Source organism: Saccharopolyspora sp. NPDC049357, assembly GCF_040677225.1.
Lineage (GTDB): Bacteria > Actinomycetota > Actinomycetes > Mycobacteriales > Pseudonocardiaceae > Saccharopolyspora.
Window position 1 is genome coordinate 237,460 of record NZ_JBFAQJ010000003.1, and the last position, 20,756, is coordinate 258,215.

Here is a 20,756-nt window from a genome sequence, read left to right on the forward strand (position 1 = left end):
ACGACGCGTTTCGCAGGTCATCGTCGCCATCGTGGCGGCTTTCTCCCTGCTGCTGTTGGGGGCGGCGCTCGGACTGCTGATCCGGGTGCCGTCCTTCGACAGCGCAGAGCCCGAGGCCACGGCGGTCGACGTCGGGTTCTCGCAGGACATGAGCGTCCACCACCAGCAGGCGGTGACCATGGCGACGCTGGCGCGGGAACGCGCCGATGACGTCGCCACCCGGCAGCTCGCTTTCGACATCGAGACCAACCAGCGAGACCAGATCGGTCGCATGCAGGGCTGGTTGGGCATCTGGAACCAGCCGGCCCAGACGACGGGGCCGGTCATGCAGTGGATGACCGAGACCGGTGGCCACCAGCACGGCGCCGCTCCGATGCCGATGCCGATGTCCGGCGGCGCCTTGATGCCGGGCATGGCCACCAGCGAGGAGCTCTCCCGGCTCGGCTCGCTTCGAGGCCCGGAGTTCGACGTCTACTTCCTGCAGCTGATGCTGCGCCACCACCAGGGTGGAGCTCCGATGGCCGAGTACGGCGCGACGCACGCCGCGGTCCCCGCGGTCCGCGCCCTGGCGAAGAACATGCTCGGCTCCCAGGGCAGCGAGATGGAGCTGATGAAGACCATGCTCAGCCAGCGCGGCGCCAAGCCGCTGGCGTGAGCATGGGAACCTTCCGCTCATTCTGAGCCGCGTTCACCAGGTCAGCTCCCGGCAGCGGCGAGCGCATTCGGCGGGCTCGACCTGCAGGGTCGCGTGCTCGATCCGGTAGCGATCCGAGAGCAGCCGCTGCGCGGCGGTGAGGACACCGCCGTGGTCTGCGTCGGGACCTGCCGTCAGGTGGGCGGAGGCGACCTCCATGCCCGACGTCAGCGTCCACACGTGCAGGTCGTGAACCTCCGTGACCGACGGCAGCGCGGCCAGATCGCTGCGCATCGCCTGCACGTCGAGACCCTCCGGAGCCTGCTGCACCAGGATCCGCAGCGCTTGACGGGCGAGCGTGAAGGTTCGGGGCAGGACGAAGAGCCCGACACCGACGGCGATGATCGGGTCGGCGAGGTACCAGCCGAACGCCCAGGTCACGAAGCCGCCGACGAGCACCCCTGCCGAGCCGACGGTGTCAGCGAGGACTTCCAGGTAGGCGCCGCGCACGTTGAGGCTCTCGCCCGCGCCCTTGCGCAGCAGCGCGAACACGACGAGGTTGGCCAGCAGACCGGCGGCCGCGGTGACCATCATCGGCAGGCCGGCGACCTCCTGCGGCTGCCGGAACCGCTCCACGGACTCGAACAGGATGTAGCCGGCGACGCCGAACAGCAGCACAGCGTTGGCCAGCGCTGCGAGAACTTCGATGCGGTAGAGACCGAAGGTGCGCTTGTTGCCTACGGGACGTCGCGCAGCGGTGATCGCCGCCAGCGCCATCCCCACCCCCAGGACGTCGGTGAGCATGTGCCCTGCGTCGGACAGCAGGGCGAGCGACGACGTCAGCCACCCGACGACGGCTTCCAGCACGAAGAAGGCGAGCAGCACGCCGAAGGCAATGGACAGCCTGGTCACGTAGCGGCCGGACGCGTGGACCGCATCGGCGGCGGATCCGTGCCCATGACCGTGCCCCATCTCTTCGCCTCCTCACGTCCAGGTCAGATACATAGCAAAGTATGCATGATTTGAAGCGCGGGACGAAAGTGCCCTGCAACTCAGATCACCACCCCGCCCACCGAGGCGCGGTGACAGGAAGGTTCCCAAGCGCCCATCCACCGGCAACTCCCAGATGAACACCGTCGAGGGCAGCAATCCGACCCCATCCCAAACACGCGTGCGGCGTGCGATAAGCTATCGATCGTCCGCAGCGACGAGCCCTCGTAGCTCAGTGGATAGAGCACTGCCCTCCGGAGGCAGGTGTCACAGGTTCGAATCCTGTCGAGGGCGCCTCAGAAAGACCGAGAAAACCGCCCCTGACCAGTAAGAACTAGGTCAGGGGCGGTTTTGTGCGTCAGCCACTGTCGGCCCGTGTCAGCCGCTCTCAGCCGGTGCTGGTGTGCAATGAGTGTGCAAACCTCGACTAGGCCTGGTAGCCGAAGAAGTCCTCCACCTGCTTGCGGGCGATCACGTCCTGACCGTGCAGACAGGCCGCGTAGACCTCCCACAGCACCGCGACGGAGTGGCCAGCCCACCGAGCGACCACCGCCGGGTCAGCTCCCGCAGCGAGCCAGGTGCTCACGGCCGCGTGCCGCAGCGAGTAGGGCCGACGCGCCAACCGGGTTGAGACCACCTTCGGTGTGAACGCCACCGCCCTAGCTGCCCTCCACACGCGGGTGTAGGTGATCTGCGGAATCGGGCCGCCCTGGTCCCCTTCGAACAGCAGACCTCTCTCCCCCGACTTGTAAGCCCGGACATGGCGGTGCAGTTGATCTGTCAGTTCGGGCGGACATGGGACCAACCGGTGTTCGCCCTGTTCACGTGCTTTGACTCCGCGCTTATCGCGGACGTCACCCGTTCCTGTCCAGTGCTTTCCCGCGTACGGGTGAGCCTTGCCGACGGAGATCTCTCCCCACCCCTTCTTCGGTAGGTCGATGTCGTCGATGGTCAACGCCACCACCTCTTCCGGCCTCAATGCCGCGAAGTACATGACGGCAAAGAACGCTTCCAGCCTCGGGCCGCTGCGCTTGATCTGGCGCACCGCGTGCAGCAATGTCCTTGCCTGAACCGGATTCGGCACCGTGCGCGGGTCAACCGTTCGACTCCCCTTCGGCATCGACTCCCACTTGGTTTCCCGCAGCGGGTTCGTTTCCAGGGCCTTTTCTTTCACTGCGTAGGTGAGGAAGTGCGAGAGAACCGAGCGGGTTTTGCGAGCGACGGTCGGGGCGTACTTCTCACCGGACAGCTTCAGCGTCGCTGCTCGCTCAAGCTCGTGTTGCTTCGCCTCATCCAGCACGACACTGATCGGAAGGCTGTTCCGGGTGCACCACTCGATCGCTTCTCGGTGCTCGTCCGGCACTCCCCTAGCTCGCTGATCAGCGTTGAACGCCCAGCCCCGGAGCATCGATCGAATCGCCGCGTCATCGGGTTTCCCCTTGCCTCCCTTGAGGAAGACCGGCGCGACCCGAATCAGCGCCTCAGCGATCGTCTGCCGCGTGTTCGCGGCAGCGTCCGGCCAACGCTTCTCGACGTACTCGCAAGCCAGCGTGAACCAGGACATATCCCGCGCAGCCCATCCGAGCGAGGCGGGGCGGCCGGTCACCGTGTCGAACGGCTCGCCCCGGTTCTGGGCGGAGATCAGGCTCGCTCGGAAACTGTCGGCCTGAGCACGGGATTTGTAGGACTCGAAGAACTTCGTCCTTCCGACTCCCCATCGGACGCTGTAGCTGGTCACCTTGCCCGCCTTGTTCTTGCGCGGGTAGATCCCCCAGATCTTGACGTCGTAGCTGTTCATCGCAGCACCGCTTCCTTCCGGGAGTTGAGCCAGTTTTCGAGGTCGTCGCGGAGGATTCGAAGCGCGCCGTTCGGCAGCTTCGTGCAGCTGGGCGCGGCTCCCTTGGCCCGCCACTTGTAGAAGGTGTCCCTCGTGATCCCGAGTTCCGCGCAGAGATCGGGGATCGACAGGTACTCACGTCGGCGCGACATCGGCGCTGTTCCCTTCGGTCGAGACGAACTGAGCGAACGGACTCGATCGGTCATGCGATCCCCCTCTGCTTCGTGGTGTGCGGGGTTGCCGTCCCAGCCGTCCCATCCGTCCCGATGCAGGTCAGCGCGGGACGGCTAGGGACGTTGGGACGGCCTTTGCCGTCCCACGGGGCTGGGCCGGTGATCTGGGTGGGACGGCTGGTGCCGTCCCGGGCGGTGTTGCCGTCCCGGGCTGAGCTGGGCTGGGACGCTTGGGACGGCTGGGACGCCTCCCCCGCTCGGGACTCCGGCGGGCAGTAGCGCTGCCAGGCGTCGACGAAGTCCGCGCGGCGGTAGCCCTTGGCTTGGGTGCCGTCCGGGAAGCGGACGTTGCCGGAGCGGATCTCGAAGTCCGCCAGCAGCTTTGAAAGCTTGTTGGGGTTGAGTCCCAACGATCCGTACTCGCACCACGGCGCTTCGAGGTCAGCGTTGAGCTTGCCCAACAGGTCGCTGGTGGAAATGGCCTGCTGATCGGCGAACGCGCGGCGGATGTCGACGAGCAGCCGAGTTTTCATCGAGCCCTGGTCGTTGTCGTTGGCTTCGGCCAGGAGGTCAACCGCGGCCTGCCTTGCTCGCTCCGGCCACGTTCCTCCGGCGTGATCGGCCAGGGCGATCAGTGGTTCCCAGGTGTCGGCCGCTCGGTCTTCCAGCGGCATTTCCGGTTCAGCGGCTTCCAGCTTGTCCAGGTCAGCGCGCAGCCACTCGTTGATCCGGTCTGCAAGGCGGGTCAGCGCCGGTCGGTCGCGGCGGTGGCGGAACGGCGAGACCTTCTCGCCCGGTGCCCTGCGGCGCATTCGGATCACGACCGCTCGGTCTTCGATCGTGTCGGGCATGGCGCCAATCCCGGCCAACGCGGCCATTGCAAAGGTCGGGATGGCTTCGACCTTGCGCGTGTTGGCGTCGAAGCGGATTGCCGGGCGGTTGCGCTGGTGTCCGGCGTTGAGCAGGCCGCGCAGGTCCTCGTTGCTGCCCGCGTCGGCGCCGAAAATCGTGTCGGCCTCGTCGACGAGCATCGTGGGCGGGTCCTCGTCGATCGAGCGGTACACCGCCGACGGCGAGGCGTTGACGGTGATCAACGGCTCGTAGCAAGCGGCCTCGACGACGTCGAGGAGCCGGGACTTGCCGCAGCGCTTCTCCGGTGCGCGGATGACCAGGCGCGGGGCGTGCGCCCAGGCGGGCTGGGCGTGGGTCGCGGCGATCCACAAGACCACGGCGTCGACGGCCTGCGGACTGGGCAGGATCACGTAGCGAGTCACCGCCTGGTGGAGCTCGTCCAGGAGCTCAGCGCCGAAAGTGGGTCCCGTCATCGAGCTACCTCCCTTCATGTCGGTGGTCGTCATGCCGCGCCTCGTCCCAGCAGGGATTCCGAGCCGTCGTGGGTTCCGCGCTCCCAACCCCGGAGGGCGTTGCGCCGGGCGGCAGCGGGTTCGAGGGGCTTGCCGGTGCGCTCGCGTCGACGGAGCGCAGCGGCGGTTAGGGCGTCGATCGCCTCGGTCGCGGTCCACGGGGCGGTGTCGTGGGTGGCGAGGTTGGCCAGGCGACGCGCGGCCGCATAGACGAGCCGCCAGCGCTCCCCCGGCTCGGTCTCGACCTTCGACAGCTGGCCTTCCCAGACGCGCTGCCAGTAGCCCGGCGCGTGATCACCCGGGCAGGCTGCCGAGAGGTTGGGAGCCGCCGGGGCTGGTGAGGCCGGGGGCATGACCCGGGGGCGCAACCAGGCGGGGAACTCGGCGATCTCAGCGGTCACTGAGATCCGCGTGTAGGACCCGGCGACGTCCTCCGGGGGTGTTGTGGTGCTGGTTCCGGGTGCCAGGACGTAGCCGCCCAGGGCACGAACGTCGATTTGGTGCCCCACTCTGCCGGTGGCGTCGCTGGGCACGTCCAGCCCGTGGGGGGCGCGGAAGTACAGGTGCCGGCCGCCGGAGGGTGTGGAGACGGTGAGCGTGGTCGGCCACGCTGCTCCGGCGGCGATGGTCAGGGCGTCGAGGGCTTCCAACCCGTCGCCGACCGGGCTGGACACGTCGTGCGCGGCCGGTGCCGGTGGTTTGGGCTTGCGGTCGAGGTCGAGCACGACCAATCCGGACGGCCCGGTCGCGATGCCCACTCCTGCACCGGGGGTACGGGTCCACCACTGCCGGATCAACTCCTGATCGGTGCTGGCGGCGAGGAGCCCGTGGCAGGGCTGCTCGGCGGTCAGGCACCGGCACGCGGCCGGTGCGGCGTGACCGGCCTTGCAGTGCGGGCAGTTGGCGAACGGACGCTTACTGCCAGGCCGCAGCGGGAAGACATACATGCCCTGTGCGGCGAGCCAGCTGGCGATGGTCAGGTTCGTGGTCATGGCTGTTCTCCTTTCAGTGGTGGTGGTTGGCGCGGTGGATGCGGCGAGCGGCGTTGATGCCCCGGCGGCCCGCGCGGAGGCGGAGGCCCGTGCCGTTGCAGGGCGGGCAGAGGCGGATGGCGCGCAGGAATGGGGAGCGCAATTTGCCGGTGCCTCGGCAGGTGCGGCAGGCCTTGAACGGCCAGAACCAGCACGTCACGCCGTAACCGAGCGTGACCAGTAGGAGTGCGAGGAACAGGACGGTGCTAGCGGAGTCGGCGGGGGTCACAGGTGGCCTCCTGGGCGGTTTTTGGGCGCACTGGCCCACGCGCCTCTAGGGACTAGGGCGCTGGTGAGGAACGGGATGGGGGTCTAGCGGGGTCTCTAGACCTAGAAGGCCGGTCGTCTAGGTCTAGAGACCCGGCGAGGGCTAGCCGGACCCCTCGCGGCGGTTACGTTCCGCGACTTCTTGGGCGATGTCGGCGCGGGTGATGCCGATGCGGCTGGCGCCCTTGTTGTCGTCGGTGGTGCCCCACACCTGGGCGGTGCGGATGCCGTGCCGCTTCAAAGCCGCGGTGAGGTCGGCCGACTCGGTGTAGGTGCCGTAGACCTCGGGCTTGAGCTCGTAGAGGCGGGCGATGACGCGCTCGTTCCAGACCTTCTTCTCGGTCTCGCCGACCACGGCCAGGATGTCTTCGAGCAACGTGTCCTTCTTGGACACCGACTCGTCCACCTCTGGGGCCTCGCCGATGGCATGGCCGGTCAGCGTTCCGACCTGCTCGCGCAAGGTGCGGGCGTAGGCAGCGACCTTCTCCGAGGCCGGACCGTCCAAACCCGCCACTGTGCGGACGATCTGCGCGTCCGAGCCTTCACCGACGAGGTAGCCGATGCCCTTGTCCGCCCAGGCGAAGGTCGTGGCGCGCACGCCCTGCTTGTACTTCGAGGTGCCCAGGACCATGTCGTTTTCGGTCTGTCCCTGCACCTTCAGGCAGAACCGCGTGGACACGTTCGCCGAGATGCCCGTGGGCAGGCTCTTGGCGTCGGGGCGCTGGGTGGCGAGCATGATGATGATCCCGAGTGCGGGGCCGCGTTTGACGAGGTCGGTGCAGATGGCTTCGAACTCCTCGCCGTAGTCGGGGTGCTCGAACCACACCTGGCACTCATCGACGCCGATGACGATCGGGTGCAGGCCGAGCGATTTCTTGCCCGCGAGGTCCGGGGTGACCTTGTTCTCCGGCGCCAGACCCTGCTTGGCCAGGTCCCGGATCAGCTTCGCCCTGCGGCGGAGCTCGTCGCGGAGTTTTCGCAGGTCACCAATAGCCTTCTCAATCTCCTCGTCGTCATCGCCGACGCCGTGGGCGTGGGTGACTTTCTCCAGGGGGTCGAGGTCGCCGGTGCCCTTGAGGTCGTAGGTGTGCAGCTCGGCGCGCGGATCGAGGGCGGCGATGAGCAGGAGCTCGCGCAGGGCGAAGGTCTTGCCCATACGCGGGATCGCCCCGATCGCCACCGAGGTGAACATCAGCCGCAGGTCCACCCACCGGCCGCGCTGATCGGTGCCGAACGGCTGGGGCTGGAAGAGGTCCACGCGCACGCCCTTGCGCAGTGCCCAGGCGGGTTGCTTGGCCTTGCGCATGTCCTGATCCCCCACCCACAGGATCAAGCGGCCCGCGTGCTCACTATTGTCGGCTTCGGGCCACACGCACCCGAGCGGGCGGCGGAGACCGGAAGCGAGCTTTTCGCGGCGGTCCATGATGTCCCCAGGGGTCACACCGTGCGGCAGGTCCACATCCGCACGCCACCCCTTGCCGTCGCGCGAAATCGGCTTCGGGAACCCGATCCCCTCGCCGCCCTTGCCCATCGCCTGGTTGATCCCCGAGATCCCCAGGGCACCGAGGGCAATTTCGACGGCGTTGCTGGTCAGCTTCGGCACCTTCGTCGCCTCCACCGCACGCGAGGCGATCGGCTGGTCCGCCGGAGCTCCCAACCACCCCACGGCGCCGAGGGCGCCTGCCACGATGGCGTACTGCACGATCTCGGGCAGCAGCTCACGGCCCAGGAAGAACGCGGCCAGAGCCGCCGCACCCAAGCCCACCGTGGCGTAGACCCGGCCCCGAACCCGGCTATCACGCTGACCGGACAGCCGCAGGTACTCCGCTGCGTCGGCGCGGTCAGCGGCAGCATGCCGAACGGGCCGCCCCTCGGCATCGGTCACCCACCGCAGAAACCCACGCAGCAGCCGCAGGGTCCCTTGTGGAACGCGGATCAAGATGCGGGCGAGGTAGACCGGGCACCGCACCGCATGGAACGCCAGCGTGTGGCCCGCATAGCCGACCGCCCACTTCGCGGTCTCCCGGAACTCCTCGACGCTGCTCGCCCACTGGGGCAGGACCGGTTCGCGCTTCTCACCGCGGACCAGACTCGAACCCGCCTCGGTCTGCGGCTGGTCGACCTGCTGGTCCTGGTCGTCGATCAGCTCGCCGTCGATCACCTGCGCGTCAGCACCGGCCTCGGCCTCGGTCTTGGCCTGGTCGTGGTTGAGGCGTTCGGACGGGAAACGCAGCACCCGCGCCTGCTCCTCGCCCTGGTGCTCGTCGTCCTGGGTCCTGTGGTTCTGGGGCTGTTCGGTCATCGCTGCACCTCCCGGTGGGTGTCTTTGATCAGGTGGGCCAAGCCCGCGCCCATGCCGAGCACGGCCACGGGCAAGCAGGCCACGGCGGCGGTGATGAGCCAGGGCGCCGAGGTCATCCCGGCGGCCTTCATCAGGTGGAAAGCGATCTGGCCGAGTGCTCCGAGGGCGAGCGAGCCCAGGGCGGAGTACTTCGCGAACCGACGCGCACGGGCCGGGACCTGGCCGGAAAGCCAGACGCGCAGGGCATAGGCCGCGTAGGTCTCGACCCCGATCGGCAGCGTGATCGCGGTGTTGATCGCGAAGGAGTCCGCGATCCCCGGAAGCGGGTGCACGATGCCGAACCCCGTCAGCTGACCGAGTCCGACCCACCCGGACCAGATGGCCACGAACGCCGGTAGAGCCAGCAGCATCACCGGCCACACGGCGACAGGCTTCGAGGCGGTCGTCTCGGTCGGCTGGGTGGGCGTGGCCGGGTCTGCGTCGACCGTGATCGGCTCCGACACCGCCTCCCACACCGGCGCCGACTCCTCGGCCGAAACCGGGGCAGACTCGGTCGCCTGCTCCGCCTCCGGGGACACGTGCTCGGAATCCGTGGGCTCGGAATCAGGTTCGGTGGGTTCGTCGTCGTGGGTCTCGGTGGGTTCGGTCTCGTCCGGAGTGGGTTCGGCGACGACGTGCAGACCCGCCGGGTTGGGAGCCTTCACCGGCTGCTCGTCCGCGAGGCGGTCCAGGATCTCGCGGGCCTTCGGTGCCCCGATCCGCAGCTCAGCCATCAACTGGTTGCGGCTCGGAACCCGTCCCGACTGCTTCGCCAGCTGGCGGGCCTGCGGCAGCAGCTCGGCAACCGGCACGGGGTAAGCGCTCTTCGCGGTGGTCATCGCGCACCCCCACCGGGGCTAGCGGTGATCCGTAGCATTGGGGATCTCCTAACGGTTTGGTGATCGGTGGGAGACCCGGCCCAACAGGCGTTCTTGGCGGAAGGGCTGTTGGGCCGGGACATCAGAAAGGCCAGGTGGTCTCGCCGCCGTCGACGCGGTCAGCGGCTTTGAACAGGGCCTCGGCCATCCATTCGTCGTTGGCGTGGTCGGCCCAGTAGGCCTCATCTCGCGCCGCTTGCGGGCCGTAGCGCTTGACGTACTCCCGGGCCTTCCGGTCGCAGCGCAGCTCGCGCTCCGCTCGCTCCGGCGCGCTCGCCTCTGCCTCCTCAACGGCCGGTTCGGCGGGCTCGACCCGCAGGGGCTTGCCGGTGATCTGAGACCGCCACGGCCCCTTCTTGCCCTGAAGCCCCCGGCGCTCCATCTCCAGGTAGGCCGTCGTCGGGACCTCGTCGACGTGCGGCGGGGGCGCGTCGATCTCGAAGCGGTACGCCCCGCATTCGCAGGTCCACCGCACGGACACCTCGCTGACCTGCTCACCGCGACTCGGCTTGTGCTCCGGGCAGGTCAACTCACGCCGACGCCGGGCGCCCCGGGACCCATCAGCAGTCGAAAACCGCGGAACACGCCGCCCCGACAACAGCCAACTCATCAGCCCGTTCACGCCGCCTCCCCGGAGTCCGCCTCGGTAGTGATCAGCCGCAGCGCGGCACCGGCCTCGCGACGCTCGTACCGTCGCAGCCGCGTCCGCTCCCCCGCACCCAGCTCCGACCAGGCGAAGGGCGTGACCGGCAGCTCGCCGAGTTCCTCGGCGATGACCTGCGACCAGTAGTCCTGCACGGCTTCCTGCTCGAACTCGCTGAGCTCGGCCTCGCAGTGGGCCAGTTCGGCGCCGAGGGAGCCGTAGTCCTGGTTGGGCATTGCTACCTCCTGATGTCTTAAGAGATTTTCTATGTCGCGAGACATTAGGGCGCGCGGAGTCAGCTGTCAACCCGTGTCTCAAGACATGCCGAGTACGCTGATCACGTGGCTACTGACGACGCGCACGAGGACAAGCGCCCAGCTAGTCGGCGTGTGGCGGACGCCCTACAGGGGCGGATCGACGCCGGCGAATTCGCCCCGGGTGCCCAGCTGCCGACATATCGCCTGCTCGCGGAGGAGTACGAGGTCGCGGTCAACACTGCGTTGGCTGCGGTTCGCCTGCTCCGGGACTCCGGCGTGGTCACGATCCGGACTAACGCCGGGGCCTATGTCCGGGAGCCGTCCGAGCAGGTCGACGTGGCTGCGGAACTCACCCGCACCCGCTCGGAGCTGACCGAGCTTCGCAAGACAGTTCAGCAGGCGGACGCCGCCATCAACGCCCTGGAAGGGCGGCTTGACGACCTCATCAGCCGAGTCCGCGACGAGTAGCGCGAAGCGCTTGGTGGTCGGCGCGCTCATGCCATGAGCCCCTGGAAGAACTGGGCCATGCCGTTGACGAGGGCGATGAAGAGCTCGAACGCGCCCTTGACCCAGACGGCCGACTCGGCGGGGTGCTTCACGATGAGGACCAAGACCGCGAACGTGACCGCCGCACCGATGAGCTTGGGCATAATGCCGCCGCCGGTCTGGACTCCGGGGAACGCCTGCTTCGCCATGACTTTCTCCTTCTCGCTGAGGGCTTTTCGCTTGCCCGTTCCGCTGACATATCCAGATTGCGGTCTCAGCGAGCTACAAAGAACTGCCCTTGAACGCCCCTTGCTGAACCCGTGCTGAACCGGTGCCCCTGAACTCGTGCTGCACTCCGGTTCCGGTGAAGTTCAGAAACGGCCGGTCAGATGCGAAGCTGGGTGCCATGCAGCTCAACGGCACCCCGCCCGAGATGGAGCAGGTCAAGACCCTGGCTCTGACGAACTACGGCCACTTCACCTCGATGCGGGTCGAGGACGGGCACGTACGCGGCCTGTCCCACCACATGCAGCGGCTGCTCCGCGACTCCCGCCAGCTCTTCGACGTCGAGCTGGACGTTGAGCGCGTCCGGCACTTCGTCCGCCTGGCGCTCGAAGACGCACCGGCGCTGACCACGGCGCGCGTGACGATCTATGACCCGGCGCTCGACCTCGGCTCGATCGGCCAGGACGCCGAACCGCACGTGCTCGTGACCACGCGGGAAGCCTCGCCAGGCATCGCCTCACCGCTGCGGCTGCGAGCGATCTCGTACGTCCGCGACGATCCGCCGGTCAAGCACATCGGCCTGTACGCCGCGCTGCGACGGCGCCGCATCGCCCAGCGGGACGGCTTCGATGACGTGCTGTTTCTCAACCCCAACGGCACCATCAGCGAGATCGCGACCTCGAACATCGGGTTCGTCCGAGATGGACAGATCATCTGGCCCAAAGCCGAGTATCTGTCCGGCGTCACGATGACCTTGCTTCAGCAGGAGCTCGACGAGTCGGTCATGGTCGAGCCGGTAACGCTCGCTGACCTGGACGAGATGGATGCCGTGTTCGCGACGAACGCCGCCACCGGTCTCCGGGCGGTTTCGGCCATTGAGGGCAACGAATGGCCCAGGGAACACCCAGTGCTCGACGAGCTGCGCGGGCTCTACGCAGACATCCCCGGCGAAAGGGTGTAGCCACGCGGGCATGACCTTTAGGCTTCCCTGCGGAAGTCGTGACAGGGGAGCTGGCAAGTGGCGAATGTGCAGGTTTGGACGGGGGCCGAGATCCGGGCTCTCCGCACCGCGATGCGGCTTAGCATCCGGGAGTTCGCAGCCCACCTGGGCGTGAGTGAGCGCATGATCTCCAAGTGGGAGGCCAAGGGCTCAGATATCACCCCGCTCCCGGTCAACCAGGCCATCCTGGACACGGCCCTGAGGATGTCCGACCCCGACACCAAGGCCCGGTTCAAGGGGCTGACCGGCGGAGCGGAGATCTCCGGCGCCGAGACCATCGAGCCGATTGGGAGCAGCCAGGTTCGCCACCCGATGACCGGCAGCTCGATGGTCAAGGTCGACGGCAGCATCTACCAGGCCGGACCGAGCAACACCCCGCTGTGGGTGCCGTCGTACTACATCGACATCTACCTGGTCAGCAACGCCGACTATGCCCAGTTCGTCGCCGCGACCGGCCACGAACCGCCGCAGCACTGGGAGAACGGCACCTTCCCGAAGGACCTGGCCAACCACCCCGTGGTGTGGGTGACCTGGAAGGACGCCGCCGCGTACGCGAAATGGGCGGGCAAGACGCTCCCAACCGCGCAGCAGTGGGAGAAGGCTGCCAGGGGAACCCGCGGTGCCACCTACCCGTGGGGCGACCAGCCGACACCGGCCAAGTGCAACGTCCGGGAGAACGGCGTCGGCGCGACGACAGCCGTCGACTGCTACCAGTCCGGCACCAGCCCCTACGGCGTTTACGACATGTGCGGGAACGTCTGGGAATGGCTCGACACCCAATCCACGCCCGGTCGGCGTGAGCTCAAGGGCGGAGCCTGGACGAGCCAGTTCGACCGCGCGGTCCCGTCGCAGTTCAACGACGCCAACGAAACCATGTGCGACGACGACACCGGATTCCGCTGCGCAGCACCGGCCGAAGACCTCGAACGACTCCTTCACGGCACCGAATAACCAGCTCACACCGCACCTCCGGCCTTGCCCGGCCACCAGACAAGGCATTCCATCGCCGCTGCTGCGATCTCAGCGCGCCGTGAGATCGCCTCTCCCGACGTCGTCGCACGTCGGAGGGCAACTCCCGGCCGCTCGGAGCGTCGGCGGTCATCGGCCACAGCAGGAGCAGCGCCTTCCAAGGTGATGGTTCTCCGCGTGGAACTCGACCGCGTCAACAGCGATGCGCCCGAGGTCTGCGACGACACGGAAGCAGCCAGGACCGTCGACCGGGCACACGAGCCAGCGCCGACCGTCAACGAAAACCGCTTTCTGCTCCTCAGCCTGGGTCACTTCCATAGGCGAGAGTGTAGCTACCTACACGTACCTATGGGTTCATCTCATCAGGCGTAGGTTCCTCTGCCTGCATAGCGTCGGACCATGAGCTGGGAGAGCCGCGCAGACAGGATCAACCGAGACCTTCCGGTCTACGTCTGGTCCCAGATCGCCGACGACCTCCGAGGCGACATCGAATCCGGCGAACTCACCCCAGGCCAACGCCTCCCCTCCGGCCCCGAACTCGCCGAGATCTACGGCGTCACCAAGGTCACCGCCACCAAGGCCATCCGCCACCTCCAAGAGGCCGGCCTACTCACCGTCGTCAACGGCATGGGCACCTACGTCACGGCAGACTGATCCCGAATTCTTTCGCTTGCTGGCGGGAAACTAGGGAATTTCGGTCGAATCCTCGACTACAAACCCCCAATATCCGTCCATTCCTTCTATTTCTCCGGAGTCACCTTCAGGGGGACCAATAACTTTCCACCCAGGAGGAAAAGCGTCACCGGAAGCAGGTGCCACCCCGGAGTCACAACGGCGACGCGCGCAGCCAAAATCAGTTCCAAAACTCGCAACTGTATCAAGGAATCCTACCGAGCCACCAAATAGCGCGCCTTCGAACGAAACTGACGCGCCAAACTCTACCGACCAAAATAGGACGCTAACCGCCTCCTCTCCAGCCGCCTTAAATTGAACATTCTTGAACGTGGCCGGACCCAGGAATTTAGTTCCATAGAAGGCCGCAGACCCCAGAAAAGATCCGTCAAATATCACCCCCGAATTCAAGTGCGCGCTGGCTGCGGAAACCGAACCGCGAACATTCTCCAGCGAAACAGTCTTGTCGAACCTTGCGTCGCCAAGTAGCAGAACCCCAAACTCTGTATCTCTAAATTGGACCTCATCTTTAAATCGTGCGCCGACAAACGATGCCCCGCTTCCGAAATGGGCCCCCCGGAAAGTCACCTCATCCTTAAAGCGAGCCCTGCCGAAGAACGCCCGACCGAAGGAACACTCATTGAATTCTGCCCATTTATGGAACTTCGCCTTGATGAAGTTTGCGGAGCCAAACTGCGCGTGGTCAAAGGTAACGTCGCCCTTAAACCGAGCGCGGTCAAAATCGGAATTACCGCAGAACTCGGTGGCCCTAAATCTCGTCAAACCCAGAAAGGTTGCGTTCCCGAAGGTGGCCCTACCAATCCGACAGTGCGACATATCTAGATCTTCCAGGACTGCCCCGCTTAGATCCAGACGAAGATCTCCCCAAAATACCGCCTGCGAGGGGTTCCCATCACTGCCATACGGACGGATATGGTCTGCGATAATCCGCTGTGCAGTTTGGCGAACCTGCTTCTCCTGTCGATAGGCTTCGGACGAGTCGGGAACTCCCCCAAGCGCCGAGATGGCCGACGGCGAAAGGTCCAACAAGAGAACGCCCTTTTCTCCCGGCGAGCTAGACATTTCACCGCCCGAATCACTCCCTCCAATAAATGATCCAGATCGTGGGACTTCAAACGGCATACGCAAATACGAGCACAGGAGATTCACGACGGTTTGCCTATGATGCTTGTTCCCGTCGGCGATCCGTTCCAATACATAAAGCGCCGACAACCTTACCGGCGCTTTATCAGACCCCAATTGCTCCGCTGCTGACGAATAAAGCTCGGTAATTCGCTGCTCATCCGCATTATGACGCGCATCGTCAGCGACTTGTTTCTTGACTTCTAGATCACGTTCAGTCTGTTTCAGACTCACTTCTGCCGACCGCTGACGTCGAGCAGCTAGCAAGAGTGCCACAGCTCCCCCGGTTCCAACCCCGACGCTGCCAGCCAATTTCACGATGTCGAGTCGAATCTTGTCCTGATCCGTGGCCGCGCCGAACAACCAAAAAAGCACCCACATCGACGCGCCAACAGCTACAAGTAGCGCAACAGCCCCGACCCAGATCGACCACCTGGGCATGACTGACACGGAGTCGTCCTGCTTCGCCTTCTCAAGCTGACGCTTCCACCACGAGACGATCATGCTTCGAGCGTGCCAGCAGCCGCAGACTGCTGGCTGCAGATCAGCAGATCTCGCGAGAATCCGGTGAGTTGAGGCCAAGGACATTGAGGCTCACGAACGCAAACTCCCGCCAGTGTCGTTAGGAGCGTTGGAGAAGACCCGTACCCACTCTAACGAGGCTTTACCGCGTGCGCCGGCACCCACCACGCGTACGGGATCCTGCCCGCCCCGGAGTTCACGCCACGCTGGACACAGAGTCGGACCTCGCCCCACCAACGGCCGCCGGTGTCCCGCCGCCAGCCGACCAGGTCGCCCCTCCACGGTCGCCCCCGTGTCCCAACCGCCGGGCAGCTCGACACCGGCCACCGCCGGGAGGGCGAACACGACCGAGAGGTCCACGCGGACCGGGACCGGCGGACGTCGCACCCGATCGTCGCCCGGAAGTGAGGGCGGATGAACTTGGACGCGTTCGAACATGTGGTCAAGTATTGCCGATGTGTGCCCCGATAGCACACCCGTTCACCGAGGTAGGGGAAGTGCCGACGGTGAACAACAGACGGCCCGAGCTGCCTGACGAGGCGGCGCGGGCCGTTTTGATTCAGGTGCTCTGGGGCCACCGGGCAGGATGTGGCGACGCGCCGCAAGCTGGGCCAGTGGCGGCAATCTGCAAAGCTCAAACCACCGAGAGCAGCCGCCGAATCGTGCCGTGGTCCATATTTCGACTGGGAGCATAAGCATGGAAGCGACGAGGCGCATTTATCACTACACCGACTCGGCAGGACTGCTTGGAATTATCAAATCTGGCACGATATGGGCTTCCGACGCACGCTTTCTAAATGATTCTACCGAGATCAGTTACAGCACCGAAGAAGTTGAGGATCGTCTAGATAGTTTGATCAGACGGGAGGAAGAAGATCCCGAAAGCCCGAATCTTGAGACATTTTACGGCATAAAGAGCATGGTGTCGGACAGAGATATGTTCCCTGTGTTCGTTTCGTGCTTTTGCAAGCACCCAGACCTCTTGGGACAGTGGCGCGCCTACGGCAGACGCCAGGGCTACGCAATTGGCTTCGATGTCGATCTGCTTGAATCCTCAGCGGCCGCCAAATGCGCTGATATTCATGATCCACTCAAGCTATTCGAAGTAAAATACGGAAGGAATTCAGCCGAAGGGAAGAAACTAATACAGGATGGGATGAACGAGATCGATAGAACTTACTCAGGAGGATTTCCTGGAAGCTCCGCTTACCACGAGGTCCTGTATACGTTGCTACCGCTGCTTGCGCAGATTAAGCACCCAAGCTTCCACGCAGAAGAAGAAGTTAGAATGGTGCTCTGCCCATACGGTGGTCCTCCCACTGGGGCGATACATTTTCGCGCATCGGAGTTTGCGCTCGTTCCCTACCTGGAAATCGGCTTTGATGCTAGCTCGATTCGAGAGGTTATCGTCGGCCCTGGCGCACATTGTGAAGTTAATATCAATGGCGTTCGCAAGCTTCTCCGTTCATCCGGAAGCGCTTACAGCGAAGCTTCCGTTACGCAATCAGGGGCCCCCTACAGATGCTGAGCATGACTCCATCCGCAAGCACATTCTTAGGCCTCCAAACTTGCGAACGCGCGTTCTACAAACCTCGCGAGTCAGGTCGGGATGATGGGAAAGATCTCCCAAAGAGCCCATTCAGACCGACAGGATCTTTGACATCAGCAAGAAGACATCTTAAGGTTCCAATCAGGGATTTCGCTGGCTTGAAGGCCGGGCCGCAGGGTGGGCGATACCCGTACGGACCGGCCATCACTTGGTTCAGTTGCGACCGCGTAAGAAGCGAGCCAACACGCGAAGCCCAACAGCCAGTGGCCTAGCCCAAGCGGCTAGGCCACTGAGCTCAAACCAGTCGGCAACCACCCCTATCGAGTCCGTTAGAAGCGCCGCTATTTCGCATCCACCCGATGCTTTTCGGCGAAGCACTTCAGGAACAACGCCCCTCCGACGCAAGACGCACCACTCCCTTCCTCTGCGACCATTCCTTACGGACACCCATCCCAGAAGGAGACGGGCCCCCTCTTGAGCACTTCCCAAGAGGCCGACGATCGCCATTCTTACTCCATCCAAAACCTTGGATCAAGCCACCCAGAACCTCGCGCCACCTGGGGTTTCACGAATAGTACAGACTATTCAGGGCCAGGCTTTTGACAAGCTGAGGCCATGTTTTGGCAAGCTTTAGCCGCAAAGTTGCAGGCAGCAGAATGGTGTCAAAATGCCAAAGCGTCATTTTCTGTCAACCCGGGCCGCGCCGACAGACCGATGGACGCAGAAGATCGTTTTGCACGTTGTGACTAGCGACACGTTTCGGTGGTAGGCGGGGATACCCGAACAACCCCTCAGAAGACGACGAAAGGTTCGTATGTAGCTCGGATAACCCTGTAGTAGCCGCTACCGCGACGTGTGCAGTGAGTGTGCAAGCCGTTCCAGAACTAGCCATATTCATCCCTCTGACCAGCCAAAACAACCAATCACATCGCTGCCCTCCGGAGGCAGGTGTCACAGGTTCGAATCCTGTCGAGGGCGCAATCAGATGGACAAGGAAACCGCCCCTGGCCGGCAAGAACTAGGCCGGGGGCGGTTTTGCGTTTCGAGCACTACCGGGCCCTCATCTGCCGCGCTCGGCCGATGGTTGTGTGCAATGCGCGTGCACCGATGTCCTGAGCACGTCGGCTCACGCGCGCGCAAAACCACGTAGACGCCGGCCACACCACCGGTGACTGTCGTCGTGAGGCTGCGTGGACAGCCCTCGGCAGTTCTGGACGCACGCGGCACAAAAGATCCGCCTCCGAACGATGTTCCCTCCGTTCAGAGGCGGATCTTCTAGCACAGAGCCGATCTCAGCGCGCTTCGCGCCGAACCGGATCAGGAGTCGAAGTCGACGGTGAGCACGTCGCTGACTGGGACGGACTGGCAGGTCAGGACAAACCCTTCGGCCACCTCCGCTTCTTCCAGCGCGAAATTCCGACGCATGTCGACCTCTCCCTCGGTGACCTTCGCCCGGCAGGTGCCGCAGACACCGCCCTTGCAGGCGAACGGCAGGTCGGGCCTCGCCTTCTGCGCACCGTCGAGAACCGGTATCTCCCGCGACAACGCGGTGGTCGTGCTCCGACCGTCGAGGACGATCGTGGCCTCGGTGGTCGCCCCCGAAGGCACAGCGTCGATGTGCTTCACAGGTTCCGGAGGCACGTCGTCGACGTAGAACAACTCGCGGTGGATGCGCTGGTCGGCCACACCGAGTTCCCCCAGCAGCTGCTGTGCGCCGGTGACCATGCCGAACGGACCGCACAACCACCACTCGTCGACGTCACCGACCTCGGGCACCAGCGCCATCAGAGCGCGCAGCTTCTCCTCGTCGAGACGTCCGGTGAACAGATCCGCCTCCCGCGGTTCACGGGAGAGAACGTGCACAAGCTCCAAGCGCTCGGGATACCGGTCCTTCAGATCCGCGAGCTCGTCGGCGAACATCACGGTGTCCGTGCGGCGGTTGCCGTAGACGACGGTCGCCGTGGCTGAAGGGTCCCGAAGTACCGTCGCCGCGATCGACAGCAGCGGAGTGATGCCGGATCCGGCACCGATCAGCACGTGCTGCCCCGGTACCGACTTCGGGCTGAACGCCCCGGTCGGAGCCCCGACTTCGATCTCGTCGCCGGGACGAACCTCGTTGACCAGCCACGTGGAGAACAATCCGTCGGGGACTTCACGCACCCCGATGCGCGGAGAGCTCCCCTCAGCCGAGCAGATCGAATACGACCGCCGCTCCTCTCGTCCGTCGATCACGCGACGCAACGTCAGCGACTGACCGGCACGGAACTCGTAGGTGTCGCGGAGCTCTGGTGGCACGGAGAAGGTGACCGCGACGGCGTCGTCGCACAGCCTGCTGACCTCTGCGACGGTCAGCGTGTGGAATTCGCCCCGCACCCGGGACTTGGTTGACGCGGTCACCTCAGATCTCCTTGACGTGTTCGAACGGTTCGTCGCACGACCGGCAGCGGCGCATGGCCTTGCACGCGGTGGCTCCGAACTCCGACAGCAGTTCGGTGTCCGCCTCGCCGCAGCGCGGGCAGGGAACCTTTCGCTCAGGTGGGTGGAGCGACAACGGCACCGGGCCGGGGCCGCGCGCGGGAACACCACCAGGTGGTGCGATGCCGGCCTCTGCGAGCTTGCGGCGCCCCTGCTCGCTGATCCAGTCCGAGCTCCACGGCGGCTGCAGCACCGTGCTCACCTCGACTCGGGCGAACCCCGCTCCCTCCAACGCGTGAACCAGGTCGTCGCGCATCGTGTCCATGGCCGGACAGCCGGTGTAGGTGGGTGTGATGGACACCTTCACCGCACCGTCCTGTTCGGACACCTCGCGAAGCACGCCGAGGTCGGCGAGCGTGAGCATCGGCAGTTCGGGATCGCGGACGGTCTCCGCGACGGCTCTGGCGGTCACCACGTCGCCTCCGGATGCGCGCGGGCGACGCTCTGCAGCTCGGCGACGAGGTATCCCATCGCTTCGGTGTGCCGACCGTGCCTGCCGGTTCCGCCGGCGACTCCTGCCTTGCCCGGCAGGTCGGGGCGTTCCAGCGTCGCGGCCTGGAACACCTGCGCGAGCACGCCGTCGAACTCCTCGCGCACCGCAGCGGGATCGACCGCGACACCGGCTTCCACCAGGCGGGTTTCGACCTCGTGCGCGGTGAACAACTCGTCCACGTACGGCCACACGGCGGTCAAGGCCTCCCGCATGCGCTCACGGGAGAAGTCCGTGCCATCGCCCAGGCGAACCGCCCATTGAGCGGCGTAGTCGCGGTGGTAGGTCAGTTCCTTCACGCCCTTGTCGGCGATGGCGGCGAGAACCGGATCGCGGGAGGTGGTCAGCCGCTGGAACAGCGCGAGCCGCCACGTGGACAGCACCAGCAGCACCGCGATGAGTTGCCCGAAGTCGCCGCGTTCGAGCTCCGCGAGCCGCACGTTGCGGAACTGGTCCTCGTCGCGGAAGAAGGCGTAGTCGTCCTCACCACGTCCGCTGCCGTCCGCCTTGCCTGCTCGGGCCAGCAGCAACCTGGCCTGTCCCAGGAGATCCAGGCCGATGTTGGCTATGGCGACCTCGTCCTCGAGTTCGGGGGCGAAGGTGCACCACTGCTGCAGCCGGTGCGACAGGACCAGCGCATCGTCACCCAGCATCAGGCAGTAGGCGGCCAGATCCGAACCGTCCACACCGGACGGCACTGAGGTGTCGACTCCCGCCAGCGGGTCTTCGAACCCGCTGCCGAATGCCCAGCGCGAATCGTCGTGCGCGTCGATGAGTGCCTCGTAGGCGTTGTCAAAGGACATCGTCGGC

21 protein-coding genes and 2 tRNA genes are annotated in these 20,756 nt (G+C 65.4%); 8 read left to right on the plus strand and 15 right to left on the minus strand.

The features are described from left to right. Window positions 1–31 precede the first annotated feature (31 nt). Entirely contained in the window at window positions 32–655 is a 624-nt protein-coding gene (locus AB0J91_RS04335; RefSeq protein WP_363864048.1) for a DUF305 domain-containing protein, read from the plus strand. A gap of 33 nt (window positions 656–688) precedes the next feature. On the opposite strand, the gene AB0J91_RS04340 is transcribed toward AB0J91_RS04335, so the two are convergent. Beyond that, a complete protein-coding gene (locus tag AB0J91_RS04340) occupies window positions 689–1,606 on the minus strand; it encodes a cation diffusion facilitator family transporter (protein ID WP_363864049.1) in 918 nt (305 codons plus the stop codon). A gap of 239 nt (window positions 1,607–1,845) precedes the next feature. On the opposite strand from AB0J91_RS04340, the gene AB0J91_RS04345 reads away from it, so the two are divergent. Further along, window positions 1,846–1,918, plus strand: a tRNA-Arg gene (locus AB0J91_RS04345). Window positions 1,919–2,051: 133 nt separating this feature from the next. Here AB0J91_RS04345 and AB0J91_RS04350 read toward each other — a convergent pair. The 9 genes from AB0J91_RS04350 to AB0J91_RS04390 all read right to left on the minus strand — a co-directional run bounded on the left by AB0J91_RS04350 (window position 2,052) and on the right by AB0J91_RS04390 (window position 10,394). After that, window positions 2,052–3,422 (minus strand): tyrosine-type recombinase/integrase, encoded by a 1,371-nt coding sequence (locus AB0J91_RS04350; RefSeq protein ID WP_363864051.1) that lies wholly within the window; start codon window positions 3,420–3,422, stop codon window positions 2,052–2,054. Then, window positions 3,419–3,613, minus strand: a complete 195-nt coding sequence (locus AB0J91_RS04355; protein ID WP_363864053.1) for a helix-turn-helix domain-containing protein — start codon at window positions 3,611–3,613, stop codon at window positions 3,419–3,421. Before AB0J91_RS04355 ends, AB0J91_RS04350 begins: the two co-directional genes overlap by 4 nt. A 50-nt stretch (window positions 3,614–3,663) precedes the next feature. Further along, a complete protein-coding gene (locus AB0J91_RS04360) occupies window positions 3,664–4,959 on the minus strand; it encodes a DUF3631 domain-containing protein (protein ID WP_363864055.1) in 1,296 nt (431 codons plus the stop codon). Between the two features lie 29 nt (window positions 4,960–4,988). Then, on the minus strand, window positions 4,989–5,990 hold the full coding sequence (locus tag AB0J91_RS04365) for a bifunctional DNA primase/polymerase (RefSeq protein ID WP_363864057.1): 1,002 nt from the start codon (window positions 5,988–5,990) through the stop codon (window positions 4,989–4,991). 13 nt (window positions 5,991–6,003) lie between these two features. Continuing rightward, window positions 6,004–6,258 carry a hypothetical protein gene (locus tag AB0J91_RS04370; protein ID WP_363864059.1) on the minus strand — a complete coding sequence of 85 codons (255 nt, stop codon included), beginning with the start codon at window positions 6,256–6,258 and terminating at the stop codon, window positions 6,004–6,006. A gap of 141 nt (window positions 6,259–6,399) precedes the next feature. Further along, the gene (locus tag AB0J91_RS04375) at window positions 6,400–8,598 is read right to left on the minus strand and encodes a cell division protein FtsK (protein ID WP_363864061.1); all 2,199 of its coding nucleotides are present in this window, start codon (window positions 8,596–8,598) and stop codon (window positions 6,400–6,402) included. Then, window positions 8,595–9,476: an ABC transporter permease gene (locus AB0J91_RS04380; RefSeq protein WP_363864063.1), complete on the minus strand. Its 882-nt coding sequence runs from the start codon at window positions 9,474–9,476 to the stop codon at window positions 8,595–8,597. Before AB0J91_RS04380 ends, AB0J91_RS04375 begins: the two co-directional genes overlap by 4 nt. 121 nt (window positions 9,477–9,597) lie before the next feature. Next, window positions 9,598–9,996, minus strand: coding sequence for a hypothetical protein (locus AB0J91_RS04385; RefSeq protein ID WP_363864065.1), 399 nt, complete (start codon window positions 9,994–9,996; stop codon window positions 9,598–9,600). A gap of 137 nt (window positions 9,997–10,133) precedes the next feature. Next, entirely contained in the window at window positions 10,134–10,394 is a 261-nt protein-coding gene (locus AB0J91_RS04390; protein WP_363864067.1) for a hypothetical protein, read from the minus strand. Between the two features lie 105 nt (window positions 10,395–10,499). Between AB0J91_RS04390 and AB0J91_RS04395 the strand changes: the two genes are divergently transcribed. Next, a complete protein-coding gene (locus tag AB0J91_RS04395; protein WP_363864069.1) occupies window positions 10,500–10,883 on the plus strand; it encodes a winged helix-turn-helix domain-containing protein in 384 nt (127 codons plus the stop codon). Between the two features lie 26 nt (window positions 10,884–10,909). On the opposite strand, the gene AB0J91_RS04400 is transcribed toward AB0J91_RS04395, so the two are convergent. Continuing rightward, window positions 10,910–11,110: a hypothetical protein gene (locus tag AB0J91_RS04400; protein ID WP_210971130.1), complete on the minus strand. Its 201-nt coding sequence runs from the start codon at window positions 11,108–11,110 to the stop codon at window positions 10,910–10,912. 197 nt (window positions 11,111–11,307) lie between these two features. On the opposite strand from AB0J91_RS04400, the gene AB0J91_RS04405 reads away from it, so the two are divergent. From AB0J91_RS04405 to AB0J91_RS04415, 3 genes are all read left to right on the plus strand, one after another. Further along, entirely contained in the window at window positions 11,308–12,087 is a 780-nt protein-coding gene (locus AB0J91_RS04405) for an aminotransferase class IV family protein (RefSeq protein ID WP_363864071.1), read from the plus strand. A gap of 66 nt (window positions 12,088–12,153) precedes the next feature. Beyond that, window positions 12,154–13,077, plus strand: a complete 924-nt coding sequence (locus AB0J91_RS04410; RefSeq protein WP_363864123.1) for an SUMF1/EgtB/PvdO family nonheme iron enzyme — start codon at window positions 12,154–12,156, stop codon at window positions 13,075–13,077. Between the two features lie 417 nt (window positions 13,078–13,494). Next, window positions 13,495–13,749, plus strand: a complete 255-nt coding sequence (locus tag AB0J91_RS04415; protein WP_363864073.1) for a GntR family transcriptional regulator — start codon at window positions 13,495–13,497, stop codon at window positions 13,747–13,749. Window positions 13,750–13,779: 30 nt separating this feature from the next. Here AB0J91_RS04415 and AB0J91_RS04420 read toward each other — a convergent pair whose 3' ends face one another. After that, window positions 13,780–15,414: a pentapeptide repeat-containing protein gene (locus AB0J91_RS04420; RefSeq protein ID WP_363864075.1), complete on the minus strand. Its 1,635-nt coding sequence runs from the start codon at window positions 15,412–15,414 to the stop codon at window positions 13,780–13,782. Between the two features lie 715 nt (window positions 15,415–16,129). Between AB0J91_RS04420 and AB0J91_RS04425 the strand changes: the two genes are divergently transcribed. Next, window positions 16,130–16,960 carry a DUF2971 domain-containing protein gene (locus AB0J91_RS04425; protein ID WP_363864077.1) on the plus strand — a complete coding sequence of 277 codons (831 nt, stop codon included), beginning with the start codon at window positions 16,130–16,132 and terminating at the stop codon, window positions 16,958–16,960. Between the two features lie 930 nt (window positions 16,961–17,890). Beyond that, window positions 17,891–17,959: transfer RNA gene (locus tag AB0J91_RS04430), tRNA-Ser, on the plus strand. Between the two features lie 339 nt (window positions 17,960–18,298). On the opposite strand, the gene paaE is transcribed toward AB0J91_RS04430, so the two are convergent. The 3 genes from paaE to paaC are packed head-to-tail and all read right to left on the minus strand — an operon-like array spanning window position 18,299 to window position 20,749. Next, on the minus strand, window positions 18,299–19,378 hold the full coding sequence (paaE, locus tag AB0J91_RS04435) for a 1,2-phenylacetyl-CoA epoxidase subunit PaaE (RefSeq protein WP_363864079.1): 1,080 nt from the start codon (window positions 19,376–19,378) through the stop codon (window positions 18,299–18,301). A gap of 1 nt (window position 19,379) precedes the next feature. After that, window positions 19,380–19,871, minus strand: coding sequence for a 1,2-phenylacetyl-CoA epoxidase subunit PaaD (gene paaD / locus AB0J91_RS04440; RefSeq protein WP_363864081.1), 492 nt, complete (start codon window positions 19,869–19,871; stop codon window positions 19,380–19,382). Beyond that, on the minus strand, window positions 19,865–20,749 hold the full coding sequence (gene paaC, locus AB0J91_RS04445; protein ID WP_363794018.1) for a 1,2-phenylacetyl-CoA epoxidase subunit PaaC: 885 nt from the start codon (window positions 20,747–20,749) through the stop codon (window positions 19,865–19,867). The genes paaD and paaC overlap by 7 nt, the downstream gene beginning before the upstream one ends. Window positions 20,750–20,756 lie beyond the last annotated feature (7 nt).